This is a genomic window from Methanobrevibacter sp. TLL-48-HuF1 (genome assembly GCF_023617305.1).
Classification (GTDB): domain Archaea; phylum Methanobacteriota; class Methanobacteria; order Methanobacteriales; family Methanobacteriaceae; genus Methanocatella; species Methanocatella intestini.
Map to the genome: position 1 here is coordinate 1508887 of NZ_CP081485.1, position 18099 is coordinate 1526985.

Genomic DNA, 18099 nt, shown 5'->3' on the forward strand with positions numbered 1-18099 from the left:
TAAAAGTATTATTTCTAATTTAATAATAAATTTTAACTTATAACTATCATTAAATTACAAATTATAATATTTAGCTAATATTTATTAAATGTTTCAATTTTATGTAAAACTAATGTTACATTTTTTACTATCTTTTATTAAGTTTTCTATAATCTGAGCGATAAATTAAAAGCAAGTTTTTATTATTGTGTATAGCTTGTTTATAAACATCATGGAAGTTTTTTGAATATTCTACTTTTTTATTCATTTTTTTTAAAATTCCTTCACCTACTTCTCCGGTTAAAATGATATTGTAATCAAGAGTGTTTAAATAGGCGCTGACTTTAGATTCATCAATTTCTTCACAGGTTATTCCATAATCTCCGCCAATGGCAATGTAATAGTCATCTAAATTATTTATCATGTTTATAGACTCTTCAATAGCTTTTGTATTGATTCCTGGATTGATTTCTTCTATGATTGTTGAATTTTCAATGATTTTTTTATTGGTTCTTCCTTTAATTCCTTTATAATTAGCTAATCCTTTAATAATTTTTTCTTTTGGAATATTTAATGATAAACAAGTTGTAATAACTCCTAAAACATTTTGCACATGGTGTTTTCCAGGAGCAAATGTTTCAATCTGAAATTCTCCAGAGATTACTTCATTATTGGTGGTTATTATATTGTTATAACTTACATTAATCTTTGTTTTATCTAAATCATATTCTATGTCTTTAATCGTTACATCGGCATAGTTTTTTAGGGAAAATGTATTTATCTTTTTATGGTTGATGTTTTTGTAAAATTTATCTAATGTTTCTTTTTGGATAGCTACGATGCTGCAATTAAATATTTGACTTTTAGCTGCACTGGCAGTTCTTTTATTTTTAGCTATTGGATAATTTTCAACGATATTTGTTAAAAGACCTACATCTCCAATTCCGCTGACTCCGAGAGAACTTTCAAAAATAGCACAGCCATATTTTTTAAGATTTTGGCTATCACAGTTACCTGCAGCTATTTCACATATTGGGTTGGCTATTTTATATGCAAGGTCAATTGTTTCTTTAATATTTGCAGGAGTAATTGATATATTCTGTTTTAATGTTTTTTTCACTCCGTTTTCATATAATAATGCACCTAAGCTGGATAAAATTAGAGGGTTTTTATCAATTAAAATTTCTTTAAGCATAAAAACACAGCTGGTTTTTCCTTTAACTCCTGTAACTTCAATTTTGGGAATATCATTGCCCCAGTTTTTCAGAAGTTCTTTAATTATTTCGTGATGGGTTAAAAAAGTATAATTTAGGGAAGGATTATACTTTTCAATATCTCTTTTAGTTAAAGGCAAATGAACAGGATAGATTACTCTTAAATTTCCATTTAGGTTATTTAAATAGTCCAAATCTATGACTTTAACATTATAAACATCCAGCATTTTTTTATCAACACTTTTCAAAGTGTTGTAAATGTCGTAGGCATAGACTGTTTCGTCTTTTTTTGCAAGGCTGACGGCTATTTTTACTCCGCCATGTGTCATGTCAATTACGAGGCTGTTCATTAGTTGTTGATGCCTCCTTCATTTAACTTGTCTTTAACTTTTTTATAGAAGCATTTATTTGAGTTTCTTATGAAGTAAACGTGTTTGTCTGATTTTTTGAATCTGATTTCTTCCTGGTATTCTGCTTCTTCATTTATTTGACCGTCCATTACAAATACTGCAGTTTTACCTTTTTTAAGTAATTTGACAATAATTTCACTTTCATCAGATACAATAAATGGCCTTACTCCTAGTTTATATGGGCAAATTGGGATAATGATAAATCCTCCAACATTCGGATCAACAATTGGACCTCCTGCAGACATGGAATATGCTGTAGATCCGCTTGGAGTTGATATTATGAGACCGTCAGCTCTGAATTCTTCAATAATTTCTCCATCTACCTGTACCTGGAAGTGAAGCATTTTTGAAGGTTCGTCAGTCATTACAACAACTTCATTCAGTGCAGAATAATGATGGTTTTCATGTGAAACAACTAATTTTGTTCTTTTTTCCAGGTAATATTCTCCTTTTAAGATTTTTTTAAGTGAATCAAATGTTTCATTAACTTCAATTTCAGTTAAAAATCCAACAGTACCCATATTGATTCCGAATATCGGTATTTCTTCAGTCATTTTAGTTTGTGTTCTTAAAAGTGTTCCGTCTCCGCCGAGAATAATTGCCATATCACTTTTAAAGTCTTGTATGGTTCGTGAGAGCAATTTAAATTCAATATTAAAGTTTAAATTTTTTAACTGGTCCTTTAACTCAGGATGTTCTTTTATAGTTGTGTTAATTATATTTTTCAAATTAGGGTCTTTTTTAAGCTTTTCAAGTTTTCTGGCCAATGATCTTTCAATAACTACATCAATACCGTTATTTAAAAGATAATCTATAATTTTTACAGAGAATAATATTGCATGATATTCATCTACACGGCTCACTACTCCAACTTCTCCGATAACATCACTTTCATTGTCATTTAAGATATCGATTATCTGTTTGTGGAGTATATTGTTATTTGCTGCAACAACAATTGTTCTTTCATAGATACTTAATTTATTGTCCAGTTTTTCACCGTATTTGTCGGTAATAATTCCCCCTGCTTCTTCAACAATCAATTTAGATGCTGCAATGTCTATTATTCTGCTGCCTCTCAAATCAAGAAATGCATCATATCTTCCACTGGCCACATATGAAAGTTCTAAAACAACAGAACCTAAAACACGCATACGTCTTGCATTATCAACTAATTTGGAAGCGGCTTTGGTTCCACTTTTAGTAAAACCTCCGAGAGACATGTCACTGATGTTTACAATGTTGGAAGGGTGTACTTCTTCATTATTTAACCAGCATCCTTTTCCTTTTTCAGCTTCAAAGAAATTACCGTTTCCAAAGTTGCTGATAAAACCTAGTTCAACATCATTTAATGTAGCTAATCTGCCATCAGGAACATTTGCAACTGCTATTGAAATTCCATAAGCAGGTATTTCTTTAATTGCATTGCTTGTACCGTCAATCGGATCTATTAAGAAGATGAATTTAGGTTTTTGCTCCGGAGTTAAATCAGTTCTTCTAAGTTCCTGAGTTATAACAACACTTTCTTTTTTTCCATGTCCAACTTTCAGCTCTCCAATTTCTTCACTGATGATATAGGAGTTTATGGGAGCGTTTTTTAAAATGTTAATTACCTGATCTTCAGCTATAACATCAATATATGATGTTGGAGTGCCGTCAGCCCCCATTTTAACTTTTTCTCCAGATTCAGGTTTTCCAACATATGGTCTAATAGCTCTGCCTACCTCTTTTATAATCTCGTAACAAAGATCTGTAGCTATTTTTTTATCTTTTGCATCCATATTTTATCCCTCAATTATTTCATCATTTAAATAAACAACTGAAGCTACAACTGAAGCTATATTTTCAACAGTTGTGCTGGCTGACTCAATTATAATCTCTTTAATTTCCACTCCACGTTTTTCCATCATGTAATTTACCATAAAGTTAGCTTCTTCGATTAAATCATCTTTGTCTTTGTTTGTTCCAGTTGTTTCAACTACACAGCCTAATTTTTCCCCAATAGCTACTGCAACAACTGCAGTTATTGTATCTCCAGGTTTACTTGAGGTAACTGAAGAAAGCACACAATTAACCATAGCTCCGGCTTTGAGTTTTGGCAATTTTTTAACTCTGGTATTTTTTCCAAGCATACTTGATACTTTAATTAAATTGACATCTCCTATTCCGGCATCAGTTAATGCATTGTCAAATGCATTTAACCTTGTCGGACCCTCATCTTTTCCTGATACAATAGCTATTTTCATTTTCATCACTTTGTTTTAAATTTGTAATTTCTATTTAATATTTATTATTGAAGTCCCGGTTGTTAAAACGAATAATTTATATAAAATGTTGGATAGAATTATTATTAATCTAAAATAATTCTTATTATAGATTACTTATTTAAATCTATTTTTTAATTTATGGAGGAAAATTAATGTCAACAAAAGTTGTAGAGATTAAAACATTAAAAGTTGGTAAATATATCGTATTAGGTGGGGAAGCATCTAAAATCACAAGTTTAACTACTTCATCCCCTGGTAAACATGGTGCTGCTAAAGCTAGATTAGAAGCTGTAGGTATTTTCGATAACCAAAAAAGAAGTATTGTAAAACCTGTAGATACTAAAGTAGATATTCCAATTATCGATAAAAGGGTTGGTCAGGTATTATCTATCCAAGGTAACAATGTTCAATTAATGGATATGGAAAATTACGACACTTTAGATTTACCTATGCCTGAAGAATTAAAAGATCAAATTACTGAAGGTATTGAAGTAGATTACATCGTAGCTTTAGGAAATATGAAAATTATGAGAACTAAATAATTTTATTTAGTTCTTTTTTGATTTATTATGCTTTTAAACACATATGAGCCATGGAAATTTGCTTTTTCCCAGGAAGAAATTGATTTTAACAACCTTGAAGAAGGTGCTTGGGGAATAATTGGTGTTCCGTTTGACAGTACGACATCTTATCATCCGGGTTCACGTTTTGGACCTATAGTAGTTAGAGAAGCTTCCTATGGGTTTGAAAAATATAATACTATTTTTAATACACAATTGGACAATATTTTTTACGATTTCGGAGACGTAAATGTTGTTTTTGGAAACTGTAAAAAAACATGTGACATAATTGAAGATACTGTTAACGAACTGTCTGATTTAAAAATCAAACCATTGACTATTGGGGGAGAACATAGTTTAACTATTGGTGTTCTTAATTCATTAACTGAAAAATATGATGATTTGACTGTTGTCCATTTAGATGCTCATAGGGATCTGGCAGATACTTTTATTGGAGAGGAATATTCTCATGCCAGTGTTATGAAAAGGGTTCATGAAATGAGCATTAAGGAATTGATTCAGATAGGTATCAGGTCAGCTTCAAAGGAAGAGGAGAATTTTGTTGAAAATCACTCTAACATTATGACATTTAAAAGTAATGAAGTATTCAGTCATCTTGATAATATAGAATATTATTTAAGTGCTGTGGACACTCCAATTTATCTCTCTATCGATATGGATGTTTTTGACCCGTCTGTTGCTCCAACTGTTGGCAATCCAACTCCCGGTGGAATATTATATGATCATATAGAAGCAATACTCAAAACTTTATCTTTAAAAAATGTTGTTGGTATGGATGTTGTTGAAACAGCTGGTGACAGATTAGGGGATATTACTGCAGTTCTGGCTTCAAAAATAATTTATGATTTTTTATCATTATTGTGATAACTTGTTTTTATTTTTAATCTGATTTGACTTTTATTATTTTATTCATCATCCTTTTTTAGAATTTTTAGTTGATTATCTGCTTTTTTTATAAAAAATTAATATGGAATTATTTAAATATTAGCTTAAAGTAAAATTAAAATATTAATAATTAATTAATTAGGAGCAAAAATTATGAATAGTAGAACAATTGAACTTTCTGGTCATGTTATTGATTCATTAACTTTACCAAAAGCTCTGGATATTATCATGGATAAAGGTGGAGATTTTGATTTCTTAGAATTTGATGTAGGTAAAAGAAAAACTGATACTAGTAAGGTTAAGATGGCTGTTTATGCAGAGTCTATCGACCTTTTAAATTCTATTTTAGATGAATTGTCAGTATTAGGTGCATCAATATCTGAATTAAAAGAGGTTGAATTAGTTGCATCTTCAAAAGATAAAGTTGCTCCGGAAGGTTTTTATTCTACTTCAAATCATACAACTCATATTCTCTATAAAGGTAATTGGATAGTTGTTGAAAACATTGAGATGGATTGTTTAATCTGTGTTGATGAAAAGAATTCTCGTGCATCAGTTAAACCGATAGCAGAGATTAAGGCAGGAGACATGATTGTTGTTGGTCGTGATGGAATAAAAGTTACACCACCTCAAAGGTCCAGAGAAAAAAGCGGAACTTTTGAATTTATGAACAGTGATGTTTCTTCTGAAAAACCATTGATGAATTTAATCAGGGGAATTGCAAAGGAAATTAAAGAAATCAAAAGTAAAGGCGGTAAAATAGCTATTGTTGGGGGTCCGGCTATTGTACATACAGGATCAGGTAAATATCTGGCGGCTTTAATTAGGGAAGGATATATTGATTCTCTTCTTGCAGGTAATGCACTGGCTACTCACGATATTGAAAGCAATATTTTTGGAACTTCCCTGGGTATTGAAGTGGAAACAGGAGAAATTATAGCTCATGGGCATACTCATCATATGAGGGCTATTAATAAAATTAACCGTTCAGGATCAATTAAACAGGCTGTTGAAGATGGCACATTAACTGGCGGAATCATGTATGAATGTATTAAAAAGGATATTCCGTATGTTTTGGCAGGTTCTATTCGTGATGACGGTCCTCTGCCTGATGTAATAACTGACACTGCCGAGTCACAAAAATTAATGCGTAAACAGGCTCAGGAAGTGGATATGGTAATTATGATAGCTACCATGTTGCATTCAATAGCTATGGGTAATTTACTTCCTTCAAAAGTTAAAAGTATCTGTGTAGATATTAATCCGGCTACTGTTACCAAATTATCTGACAGGGGAAGTGCTCAGGTAGTTAGTATTGTAACAGATATAGGTACATTTTTACCTCTTTTATATGAATCCCTACATGAAAGTGATTAGATGCAATTCAGTGCATATATGTTAGATGTTATAACTGATTCAATTTATCCAGCACGTATTTCAGTTGAAGACGGATTTTTTAAAGAAATACTTCCTATTGTCATTAACGATGACAGTGAATTGGATATTCAGGGGATTATTCTTCCGGGATTTATTGATTCCCATATCCATATTGAAAGTACAATGCTTACTCCTGCACAGTTTGCAAAACTGGCTGTAAGGTTCGGTACTACTTCAGTTGTTTGTGATCCTCATGAAATAGCTAATGTTGCAGGTACTGACGGGATAGATTTCATGATTGAAAATTCAAAATCTGTTCCTTTTAATTTTTATTTTTCAATTCCTTCCTGTGTTCCTGCAACCTGTTTTGAAACATCAGGAGCTATTCTGGACAGCGAAACTATAGGAGAACTTCTTAAAAAAGATGAGGCTGTTGCACTTGGTGAAATGATGAATTTTCCAGGTGTGATAAATGGAGATGAGGAAGTTTTGGCCAAACTGGAAAAGGCAAAAGAACTTGGAAAACCTATAGACGGTCATGCGCCTCTGCTTTCTGGAAAAGATTTGGATAAATATGTTGGTGAACATATCTCTACTGACCATGAATGCAGCAATTTTGCAGAAGCTATTGAGAAAAAAGAAAAAGGTATGAAAATAATGGTTCGTGAAGGGTCTTCTGCTAAAAATATGGAAGCTCTTTTTGATTTTAGCGACAGATTAGAATACTGGAAAAATCACGAAAGTTTTGGAAAAATGCCCAATGAAGTTCTGGAAAAAAGAATACATCTGCCTATTTTTGATTTTATCGTAAGTGATGATAAGCACACCACTGACTTAATTAAAGGTCATTTAAATGAATCCATTAAAAAAGCCATTGATTTGGAAGTCAGTCCGATAAGTGCTATTGAGATGGTTACAGTTAATCCGTCAACACATTATAATTTAAACACAGGAGCTATTGTAAAAGGAATGCAGGCAGATTATGTTGTTGTAGACAATCTGAATGATTTAAATATTTTAAAGACATATGTTGCAGGTAAATGTGTTTTTGATGGTAAAGATGTTTTATTTGATGTGAATGAAACAGAATTCAAAAATACTTTTGATGTTTCCAAAAAAGAGTCTGAGGATTTTGAAATCTCATGTGATGAACCTTCAGCAGATGTTAATGTAATCAGATGTTTCAACGGGGAATTAATAACTGAGGCTGAAAATGCAACATTGGAAACTAAAAATGGATTTGTACAGCCTGATTTGGAAGAGGATGTTTTAAAAATAGCTGTTGTTGAGCGTTATGGCGGAAATTCAATAGCCAACGGATTTATAACTGGATTTAATCTTAAAAAAGGAGCAATTGCCTCTTCTGTAGCTCATGATTCCCATAATATTGTAGTTGTAGGAACAAATAGTGAGGATATGGCAAAAGCAGTTAACTGTTTGATAGATAATGAAGGCGGTTTTGCTATTGTTGACGGTGATTTTGAAGATTCTTTGGCATTGCCTATTGCAGGATTGATGACCAATGAAGACAGCTATGAAGTAGCTGAAAAATTAGAGAATTTGCAAAAAACAGCTGCTGATTTCGGGTGCAAACTGGATTCTCCGTTTATGACTATGTCATTTATGGCTCTTTTAGTAATTCCAGCTATCAAAATATCTGATAAAGGTTTATTTGACTGTATAAACTTTGATTTTATTGATGTAATTAAAAATTAGGGGGAATACCCTTTTTTTATTAATTCTTTTTTTATTTCATGGATTGCTTTTTGTTCTTCTTTTGATCCAACTTTATTGATTACTCTTTTTGCTTCCCTAAATCTTCCAAGATAATATTCTTTTTGTTCATCATCAACCATGTCTATTCTTGTAAAATTAACTAAAGTTTCTATAAGCAGCCCCATGGCACGGTTAATAGCTTTTATATTTTTATTGATTACATGTGATGTAACTTTGGCTTTTATAACAATAGCTTTTGAGTTACTTTTAATCGGATCGCTTCTTTTAACAGCTTCTATTAAGTCAGTAACTTCACATTTAAAATAGCTTTCAATATTTTTAATGGAATTGTTTTCATCAAAATAATTTTCTGGAAGGTTATCAATTGTTGAAAGAGTGAAAAGTTGTGGATTTTCAGTAATATTTACAGTAAATTCCTTTTGAGAAATAATGTTTTCTAAAGTAGTGCTTCCTTTGAATATGCGACAGATTACACTATCTTTGCCGGTACAGATAACTCCAATTGGAGCAGCATTTCTTTTGCCCTCAAGGCTTATTGTAGTTATTATTGTTTCGTATTGTCTTCCTTTTTCCATTCCAACTGAAGATAAATTTATTTCCATATTTATAAGTTTAATAATATTTACTTAATTAAAGTATCGATTTTTAAAAAACATTTTTATATGTTAATAAACAATATTATAAGTATTATATATTAATTTTAAGGAGTTTAAGCAATGAACTATAAAATGTATGATGAAATGATGGAGCAACCTGATTCACTTAGAAAGACATTTGCAAGTGAAATGTCTAAAATGGACAGTGTTTCAGAAGCTGTATCAAAAGCAGATAAAATTTATTTAATTGGTTGTGGTAGTTCTATTTCTACATGTTATAGTGTTAGGGATGCATTAAGAATGTCCTGTGACATGAGTGTAGAAGTATTTACCGGCTATGAGTTTTATTACAATAAAAAATTAATCAACGGGGAAAATTCAGTAGCTATTTTCACATCACAATCCGGTGAAACTGCAGATACTTTGGCATCTCTTAAAAGAGCTAATGAATATGGAATTCAGACTGTTTCAATTTCTAATGAACCTGATAGTTCAATGATAAAAGAAGCTAAAACTCCAATTATAACACAATGTGAAAGGGAAACAGCAATTCTTGGAACTAAAACATATGTAACTCAATTGGCTTGTCTTTATCAGATTTTATTTAAAGGGTCTGATTATGATAAGGCAGATGAACTGTTAGGTGATTTGAAACATATTCCGGATATTATTGAAGAATTATTAAAAACAACTGAAGAAGATAATAAAAAATTAGCTGAAGAGTTTAAAGATGAAGATATCTTTTACTGTTTAGGCAGCGGACCTAACTTCGGCCTTTCATTTAAATTAGCTATGACTATGCTTATGGAAGGAGCAATTAAACATGCCTGTCCTGTTTACTCTGCGGAATTTAGGCATGGTTTAATAGAACGTGCAGAAAAAGATGTTCCAATTATTTTCCTGCGTTCAGGTTTTGAATCAGATGAAATAACTGACAAAGCTATTGAATTTTCTAAAAATTTAGAATTGAAGTCTATTGTTTATAATTTGGAAGATTATGCAGATATCAATCCGTTATTATCTCCATTAATATTTGTAGTTCCTTTAGAATGGTTTGTTTATTATTTGGCACATTTTAATGGTGAAGACCCTGGTGCTACAAGACATATCGGAAAAGTCAGATATTAATTTTTTTTAAAAAAAGAAATATGTAGAAAATTTATTCTACATTAATTTTATTTTTTGGTGTTTTTAATTTAGGAATAGTTATTAAAACTGTTCCGTTATTGAATTTTGCACTGATTTTATCAATTTCAATATTGTTGCTGAATCTGATGCTTTTGCTGCATTTTCCTTGTTTTATATCTGAAATTAAAACAGTTTTATCTTCTTCTTCAATTTCTTCAGTATACGGTTTGAAAGTAGCTACAATTGAGATGTCTTTGTCTCCAGCTTCAATATCAATTTCTTCTTTTTCAATACCTGGAACATCTACTTTCAAGTAGTATTTTTCTTCAGTTTCTATTAAATCAACGTCTAAGCTGTGGATGGTTGCTTTTTTATAATCATCAATTTTCTGATCAATTATTTTTTGAATTGATTTAATACCTTCTTGAAGATCATCAAAGCCTTTGGATAAATCTTCTGTCATTTTTCCAGCCATATTTTTTGTCTGTTCCCTTTTTTCGTTTAATTTTTCCTTGCGGTAATTGATTTTTTCTTCAGCCTTTTCTTTGTGTTCGTCAATTTTTTCTTCAGCTTTTTCTTTGCCTTCGCTAATTTTGGTTTCGATTATATCTTTCTCTACCATATTTGTGACTCCATTATGTTTAATTAAATTTAATTGTTATTATGGACTTTTAATATATAAAGGTATCTTTAATATTCCTCTTCTTCATTTCTTTCTATTTTTTTAACAGAGTCTAAAACTTTATTTATTTTATCAATACCTTCTCCCTCAATAGCTGATATGAAAATAGAGTTATCTAATTCATCAACATACTGTTCCACATAGCTGGTGTCTTCAATAAGATCCATTTTATTAAATAGGTAGATTACAGGAATGTTGTCAAATATTTTTTCAATCTGTTTTAATAAATTGTACTGACTTTCCAGACCAAATCCGCAGGTTTCAGATGCATCGAAAATAAATAAAATAGCATCCGCCAAATGTTCCAAAGCCACTATTGCATTTAATTCAATATCATTCATTTCTAAAACCGGTCTGTCTAAAAGTCCTGGAGTGTCAATAATTTGAATACTTTTCCAATGTCTTTCCACATGTCCTATTTGAATACCTTTAGTTGTAAAAGGATAGTTGGCTATTTGGGGGTCTGCTCCAGATATCTGGTTAAGAAGTGTGGATTTTCCAACATTTGGAAATCCTGCTATTACAATTGTTGTTGCATTGAAGTCAATTGTAGGCATATTTCTTAAGTTAGCTTTTGCAAAATCAAGGAAATCCAAATCCTTTTTGATTTTGTTTACAACAGATGCAATTCTACCATATGCTTGTTTTTGAAGGGTAGTTGCTTTTTCTGATGGATTTTTTCTGATTTTGCTCCCATATTCTTTTTCAAGTTGTGTTAAAATACCATAAGCCCAGTTAAGCCCTCCAAGAGCCTGTTTCATATCATCTACACCAACAGTAATGTCAATGTAATCCTGATAGAATGGGGGAAGGTCTTCTATATCTGGAACACTATCTAAAATGGATTTTAATTTGTCTTTGATTACCTGACAAGAAGTTATAACTCTTCTTTCTTCAATTCTTTTTCCTTTCAGATGTTTAGGTATTTTCTGTGTTCTCATTAAATCTGCCTGTTTTTTCCCTCTGCTAAATCCTTTGTCAAGTAATTCATCAGGAGTAGGTATTGTAGGTATCATCATTGTTATCACTTTAAATATCAGTTGCTTATACTGCTTCTCTTTCAATAGTTATATAATATTCTTTAGCTAGGATGCTTAATTAAACTTGTGGCTAATGTTTAATTAAAAGTTGTTTCAATATTATTTATAAGATATTAGTTTAAACATACATAAAATAATTTGTTAATGCTGTTTACAACCGTTAATGTTTTTTGGACTTTTAAGAGAATCTTTTACATTTAATTTATTTTAATTAAGGGGGATAATCATTGAAAGAATATTATCAAATTGAAAATTTGCCAATTGAATTAAAAAATGAACTTAAAGATAATGCTTCTTTTTTTGATAATTTTGAGGGCAAATCATTAGACGAACAACAAAGAATTGCCTGTATTTTGAATGATTGTGATTTGGAAATTATTGCAGGTGCAGGAACTGGTAAAACTCATACATTACTTGCTAAAGCAGAATATTTGATTGAAAAGAAAAATATTTCTCCTGATGATATTTTATTTTTATCATTTTCAAAATCTTGTGTAGAAGAATTAATTGAAAAATTAAATTATGATGTTCCTACAAGTACAATTCATTCTTTTGGGCTGTCGTTAATCAATGAGTACAGGGATAAAGAAGTATATGATGGTAGAGGTTTTAAAAAGATTTTTGAGAAGTATTTAAAAACAGCATCAGATAAACAAATAGATGATATAACAACTTACTGTGAAAATAATCTTAACTCTCACGATATGATTAAATTAATAGAGTTGGATCGGGAAATTGAAAAATTTAATCATTTAATTTCAAAATCGAATATTTCTTCAAGAATTAAAAGTTTCATTGATTTATTTAAAGGTAAAGGATATGTTGCTTCTGATTTTAAAAAGATTAAATCTAAATGTAAACATGACTTTGAAACTAATAATGGCGGATATTATACAAATAAAAATTATTTAAATAACATGGCTTTTATTCAGATAGTTAAATCAGTCTTTAGGTTTTATGAGGGTTACCTTTTTAGAAATCATTTAATTGACTTTAATGACATGATTAACAAAGCAATTGAATTGATTGAAAAGGAAGGAATATTCAATAATTTTAAATATATTTTTGTTGATGAATATCAGGATATCTCTTATAAAAATTTTCAGTTTATAAAAACTCTCAAACAAGCTTGTAATGCTCATTTGGTTGTTGTTGGGGATGATTGGCAATCTATTTATGGTTTCAGAGATAGTGATATTACTCTGTTTAATGATTTTTGTGATTATTTCCCAAATGCAAATAGGGTTTTCATTGAAAAAACTTACAGAAATCCTCAGGAATTAATTGACATTGCAGGTAATTTTATAATGAAAAATGAGTCACAATTTAAAAAATCATTAAAATCAGATAAATCTATTGAAAAACCTGTAAAAATAATTTTTGATAGTGATTCAGATTCAATTTATAATCTCATTTATAATTTATCAAAAGATAATGAAAAGGTATTCATTTTAGGCAGGTATAATGGGGATATTGATAAGTTTATATTTGATACTGACTTAGTTAAAAAATCAAAAGGTAGTTATAAACAAATAACAAATGATTATGAAAGTATAAAGAATGTGGAATATCGTACAATTCATAAAGCAAAAGGTCTTGAAGCAGATTATGTAGTTTTAATCAATGTTTTTAATAGGGATTGGGGATTTCCTAATAAATTTTATCCACCATATTTCGTGAATTTAATACAGGATTGGGATTATGATAAAAAATTGGAAGAAGAACGTAGATTGTTTTATGTTGCTATTACTCGTGCTAAAAAAGGAGTTTATATATTTACAGAAGATTATAATCAGTCTGAATATATTGATGAATTAATAGATGAAAATAATTTAGAATTAATTTATAGTGATGATTTTAACCGATTTAAGGAATTTGATAGTGTAGAGGAGGAAGATGTTAAAGCTAATTTAATTGATTTAAGCGATTTTGATAATTCTAAAGGTATTGAAATTAAAGCTAATCAGAAGGATTTTGGAAATAAGCTCCTTAAATCAAGAAAGTATGATGAAGCAGAAGATTTTTATAAAAAATTAATAACTAATATGTATTTTTTAAATGATTATTATCCGTATAGAAAATTAGTTGAAGTATATTATAAGAAAAGAGATAATTTGAATGTTATAAACACAGTTGAAGAATTTTTTAAAAGTGGACGATTTTGTAATGAATCACAGGTATTGTGGTTTGAATCAAAATATAAAAAAGCATGTAAGTACTCTGGTCATAGTTTTTCTAATTTTGACGTATGTTTGGATTATTTTAATGAACATGGCCGTAAAAATAAAGACAAACAAAATGAACCTGTTCCAATTGCAGCAAGAATTCAAAGTGGTGGAAGAAAGGTAAAAATTATTTCTCAGGAGGCACATAATATAAAATCTGAATATCATGAGTTAAGCCTTAAATATAAATCTGCCAGATCTAGTAAAAAAGCATTATATTTTTTCGAGCAGTTATGGGATAGAAAAGAGTTTACAAAAAATTTAACTGCATATAAAAGATTATGTTCATTATATTATGATACACAACAATATGAAAAAGTAATAGAAGTTGCAAAGGAATATTTTAATAGTGATGCCCGTAAAACTAAATCAAGTCCTGCTTGGTTTAATAAAAAAATTGCAGAAGCTAGTAAAAAATTAGATAAATCTCCAGTAAACGAATCATCGGATTATATTAAAACAACTAACTTATCAAATGATGAATTATTATTTAAATATGCTGATTTATATGAAAAAGGATTATTAACTAAATATGAATTTGATAGAAAGAAAAAGGAATTATTATTTAATGATGATTGATGGGATATTTTCAGAAAATTTAGTGAAAATCCCATTTGTCACCACTATAAGTAATGTTACTTTATTATTTAAATATTTGTCCCTGAAATGTGTATACATCACAGCTTTCATCTAAATAGCTGTCTGCACTAATTCCTGCTTTCATACATGTATGTTCTAAAAAAGTTTCTACATCAAAGTTATTTTCAGTTGCTACTTGAGGAAGCAGCAATCCTTTTGAATATCCTTTTTTAATCATTAATCCGTCTTTGCCGATTTTGATATTGTTTAGATATTCACTTGGATGTGCAATTTCCATTAATTGGGGTTTTGTTAAAACTGTAACCTCAAATTCCAGATTACCGTATTCTTCAGGAATTACCTGAGGAAATCTCGGGTCCTCAGATGCTGCTGCAATTGCTACACTGATTGTTGCCTGAATTGCACTTTCAATAGGTTCAGGATATCCGATACATCCTCTTAACTGATTATTTTTGTTTAAAGTTACAAAAACACCTAATTTTTCTTTAAGTTCTTCAGGACAGTCTTCAGGAACAAGAATTTGTTCGCCGGTTTCAAGATAAGTTTTTACCGCTTTTTTAGCTATATTTAACAAATATTCTCCATGTTCTTGGCTTATCATTTTTATTACACCTCTTTATTAGCTACTTCCGCCAACTAAAGCATTTAAAATTCTTGTATGTGGTCCGCCGTCACCTACCGGTGCAGTCTGACCGTCTTTTCCACAGAATCCAACACTTAGTTCAAAGTCATTGCCGATAGCGTCAACATTTTTTAGGGTTTCTAATATATTTCCTGATAATGAAACGTCTCTTAACGGAGTGGTTATTTCTCCGTTTTCTATTTTAAATCCTTCTGCAGCATTGAACTGGAATATTCCTTTTCCGGTATCAACTTGTCCGCCTCTTGAGCCTTTAAGATAAATTCCGTCAGGAATATCTTCTATCAGCTCTTCAAAAGACATCTCTCCAGGTTTTAAGTAAGTGTTACTCATTCTTACAATTGGTTTGTCAGCTATTATTGATCTTGCATTTCCGGAAGATTCCATATTTAATTTTGATGCGGTTTCTCTTGAATTTAAAAGAGATATTAATTTACCGTCTTTTACTAGCTGATTAGGTTTGGTTTTAACTCCTTCTACATCATAAGGATAATATCCGAATCCGTCTTTTAAGCTTGCATCATCGTAGATATTGACTATGTCTGAACCTATTTTGCTTCCTAATTTATCTTTAAGAATTGAATCATTTTGCAAAATCAGATCCCCTTCTACTGCATGACCTAATGCTTCGTGAACAAATACTCCGGTTAAATTAGGGTCAGCAATAATTGGGAATCTTCCTGAAGGTGCGCTTTCAGCTTTCAATAATCTTACAGCCTTTTCACCTATTTTTCTTCCAAAAGCTTCAATGTCTTCGTCACTTATAGCTTCAAAGCCTTTTACTCCACCAATACTGTTGTGTCCGATTTGCATCATGGTTCCGTCACTTGCAGCAGCATTTAAAAACATTGCAACCCTATTTGTGTTCATTTCAATGTTTGTACCTTCACTGCTTAAGATAACTTCCTGGCTTTGTGAATCGGAATAGGAAACAGTAGTGCTGGTTACTTCTTTTAAACTGGCAGCTTTGCTGGCTTCAGACATTATTTCTTTTTTTTCTTCTATTGAAACATCACTGAAGGGTATTTTAACATCAGTAGATACTTTATCCTGAATTATATCTGCTTTAGACAATGATTCATCTCCTTTAAGGGAGTTTGATATCTTTATAGAGGTTTGTGCTATTTCATCTAATTTTGATAAATCATTTGTATAAGCAAATCCCCATGCACCATTATTTAAAACTCTTATTCTTATGCCTAATGAGTTTCCTGTGTTGATTTCCTGTACTTCTCCGTCTTTCATGATTATGGAGGTGTTATTTCCGTTTCCACCTCTGATATCCACATAATCTACTTTGGGAATGGTTTTGTTAATGACTTTTTCAAATAAATCAAGATTTTCATTCATTGTTTCATATCCATGATAATATATTATTATCTATTTTTAGAGTTTAAGTTTAATATATGTGTTGTAATAAAGGGAATTCTTTTTTTATTTCTTTTTCCAAATATATCCTTTGTGTTTAAATACAATAAAAAATATAACTCATGTTATAGATTTTTTTTTAAAAGTTATAAGGTGATTAAATGGTAATAATTGTAGGTTCTGGAGCAGGAGGAGCAATATTAGCAATGGAATTAGCTAAATCTAATGTGCCAGTAACCATAATCGAAAAAGGAAAATATATTGACTCTAAAGATGCTTTTAATTATTATGATAAATACAATGACAGTGTTGATTTGCTTACAGCTACATGTGTTGGAGGTTCAACAATGGTTTCAATGGCTAATATGGTTAGGGCATTAGATGAGGAGTTATATGATTATGGAATTGATCTTTCAGAAGAATATGATTATGTTGAAAATCTGATTAAGGTTCATGGTTTGGATGACACTCATATAGGCAAAGGAACACAATTATTTTTGGATGCAGCTGAAGAGCTGGGTTTAAATCCGATTAAAATGCCGAAAGCGATTTATGAAGAAAAATGTATTCAGTGCGGTCAGTGTGCATTTGGATGTCTTGTTGATGCAAAATGGACAGGAAAACACTTTGTTGACATAGCTATTGAAAATGGTGCAGAATTCATTGATGAAGCTGAAATCACTGGCTTGATAACTGAAGATAATCGGATAAAAGGAGTCAAATTTATTAAAAATGGAAAAGAGGAAATATTGCACTCTGATACAGTGGTATTGTCTGCCGGAGCTATTGGTTCTGCTTTAATTTTAAGGAAAATAGGGATTGATGCCGGAAGAGAACTGTTCTTTGATCCCTTTGTTTCAGTAGGAGGAGTTATAAAAGACATTAACTTCAACACTGAAGTTCAGATGGCAGGTCTTGTTGCTGGCAAAAACTTTGTTCTGTCACCTCATTACTCATCATTCATTCCGTCTAAAATAGGGGGGGATGTTGAACCTAAAGATATATTGAGTATCATGGTTAAAACATCTGATGAATGCAAAGGATACATAACTGATGGCGGGGATGTTGTTAAAATAAACACTATTAATGATATTAGGTATTTGGCTGAAGGTGCAGCTGCTGCAGGTTTTATTCTGGAAAAAGCAGGTGTTAATCCAGCTACAATAGCTTCTACAGTTTACAGGGGAGCACATCCTGGCGGCAGTGCAGCTATTGGAAAATTTGTAGACAGCAATCTGGAAACTGAAATTAAAGGTTTGTTTGTTGATGATGCAAGTGTGTTACCAATTTCTCCAGGAAAACCTCCGATTTTAACTATTCTGGCATTATCTAAAAGATTGGCAGATTATTTAATTGGCTGATTTTTTTTATAA

Annotated in this window: 15 protein-coding genes; 7 read left to right on the forward strand and 8 right to left on the reverse strand. The window is 30.8% G+C overall.

Translation table 11 applies throughout. From position 1 onward, the window contains the following. Nucleotides 1-127: 127 nt before the first annotated feature. From cfbE to K4897_RS07105, 3 genes are read right to left on the reverse strand one after another with little or no spacing between them, the layout of a single operon-like run. On the reverse strand, nt 128-1543 hold the full coding sequence (gene cfbE / locus K4897_RS07095) for a coenzyme F430 synthase (protein WP_250415832.1): 1416 nt from the start codon (nt 1541-1543) through the stop codon (nt 128-130). After that, nucleotides 1543-3381, reverse strand: a complete 1839-nt coding sequence (locus tag K4897_RS07100) for a bifunctional NADP phosphatase/NAD kinase (RefSeq protein WP_019264781.1) — start codon at nt 3379-3381, stop codon at nt 1543-1545. The genes cfbE and K4897_RS07100 overlap by 1 nt, the downstream gene beginning before the upstream one ends. Before the next feature lie 3 nt (nt 3382-3384). Further along, the gene (locus K4897_RS07105; protein ID WP_250415833.1) at nt 3385-3846 is read right to left on the reverse strand and encodes a pyruvoyl-dependent arginine decarboxylase; all 462 of its coding nucleotides are present in this window, start codon (nt 3844-3846) and stop codon (nt 3385-3387) included. Nucleotides 3847-4019: 173 nt separating this feature from the next. Between K4897_RS07105 and K4897_RS07110 the strand changes: the two genes are divergently transcribed. The 4 genes from K4897_RS07110 to ade all read left to right on the forward strand — a co-directional run bounded on the left by K4897_RS07110 (nt 4020) and on the right by ade (nt 8426). Next, nucleotides 4020-4409: a translation initiation factor IF-5A gene (locus K4897_RS07110; RefSeq protein ID WP_004033052.1), complete on the forward strand. Its 390-nt coding sequence runs from the start codon at nt 4020-4022 to the stop codon at nt 4407-4409. A 27-nt stretch (nt 4410-4436) separates the two neighbouring features. Next, nucleotides 4437-5312: an agmatinase gene (speB, locus tag K4897_RS07115; protein ID WP_250415835.1), complete on the forward strand. Its 876-nt coding sequence runs from the start codon at nt 4437-4439 to the stop codon at nt 5310-5312. 174 nt (nt 5313-5486) lie between these two features. Beyond that, a complete protein-coding gene (locus K4897_RS07120; RefSeq protein WP_011954141.1) occupies nt 5487-6710 on the forward strand; it encodes a TIGR00300 family protein in 1224 nt (407 codons plus the stop codon). Further along, complete coding sequence (gene ade / locus K4897_RS07125; protein WP_250415837.1) at nt 6711-8426, forward strand: adenine deaminase; 1716 nt, start codon at nt 6711-6713, stop codon at nt 8424-8426. Here ade and K4897_RS07130 read toward each other — a convergent pair. Then, entirely contained in the window at nt 8423-9049 is a 627-nt protein-coding gene (locus tag K4897_RS07130; RefSeq protein WP_250415839.1) for a DUF447 domain-containing protein, read from the reverse strand. The genes ade and K4897_RS07130 overlap by 4 nt on opposite strands. 114 nt (nt 9050-9163) lie before the next feature. Here K4897_RS07130 and K4897_RS07135 point away from each other — a divergent pair, with 114 nt between their 5' ends. Further along, the gene (locus K4897_RS07135; RefSeq protein WP_250415840.1) at nt 9164-10171 is read left to right on the forward strand and encodes an SIS domain-containing protein; all 1008 of its coding nucleotides are present in this window, start codon (nt 9164-9166) and stop codon (nt 10169-10171) included. Between the two features lie 31 nt (nt 10172-10202). Here K4897_RS07135 and K4897_RS07140 read toward each other — a convergent pair whose 3' ends face one another. Then, entirely contained in the window at nt 10203-10793 is a 591-nt protein-coding gene (locus K4897_RS07140) for an Hsp20/alpha crystallin family protein (RefSeq protein WP_250415841.1), read from the reverse strand. A gap of 68 nt (nt 10794-10861) precedes the next feature. Then, nucleotides 10862-11872, reverse strand: coding sequence for an NOG1 family protein (locus K4897_RS07145; RefSeq protein WP_094516288.1), 1011 nt, complete (start codon nt 11870-11872; stop codon nt 10862-10864). Nucleotides 11873-12120: 248 nt separating this feature from the next. On the opposite strand from K4897_RS07145, the gene K4897_RS07150 reads away from it, so the two are divergent. Next, nucleotides 12121-14697, forward strand: coding sequence for a UvrD-helicase domain-containing protein (locus tag K4897_RS07150; RefSeq protein ID WP_250415843.1), 2577 nt, complete (start codon nt 12121-12123; stop codon nt 14695-14697). Nucleotides 14698-14761: 64 nt separating this feature from the next. On the opposite strand, the gene K4897_RS07155 is transcribed toward K4897_RS07150, so the two are convergent. Together K4897_RS07155 and K4897_RS07160 are read right to left on the reverse strand one after the other, a co-directional pair. After that, complete coding sequence (locus tag K4897_RS07155; RefSeq protein ID WP_094516286.1) at nt 14762-15319, reverse strand: TIGR00296 family protein; 558 nt, start codon at nt 15317-15319, stop codon at nt 14762-14764. A gap of 18 nt (nt 15320-15337) precedes the next feature. Then, nucleotides 15338-16708, reverse strand: a complete 1371-nt coding sequence (locus K4897_RS07160) for a TldD/PmbA family protein (RefSeq protein ID WP_019262742.1) — start codon at nt 16706-16708, stop codon at nt 15338-15340. A gap of 179 nt (nt 16709-16887) precedes the next feature. Here K4897_RS07160 and K4897_RS07165 point away from each other — a divergent pair, with 179 nt between their 5' ends. Beyond that, on the forward strand, nt 16888-18087 hold the full coding sequence (locus K4897_RS07165) for a GMC family oxidoreductase N-terminal domain-containing protein (RefSeq protein ID WP_250415844.1): 1200 nt from the start codon (nt 16888-16890) through the stop codon (nt 18085-18087). The last annotated feature ends 12 nt before the right edge of the window (nt 18088-18099 follow it).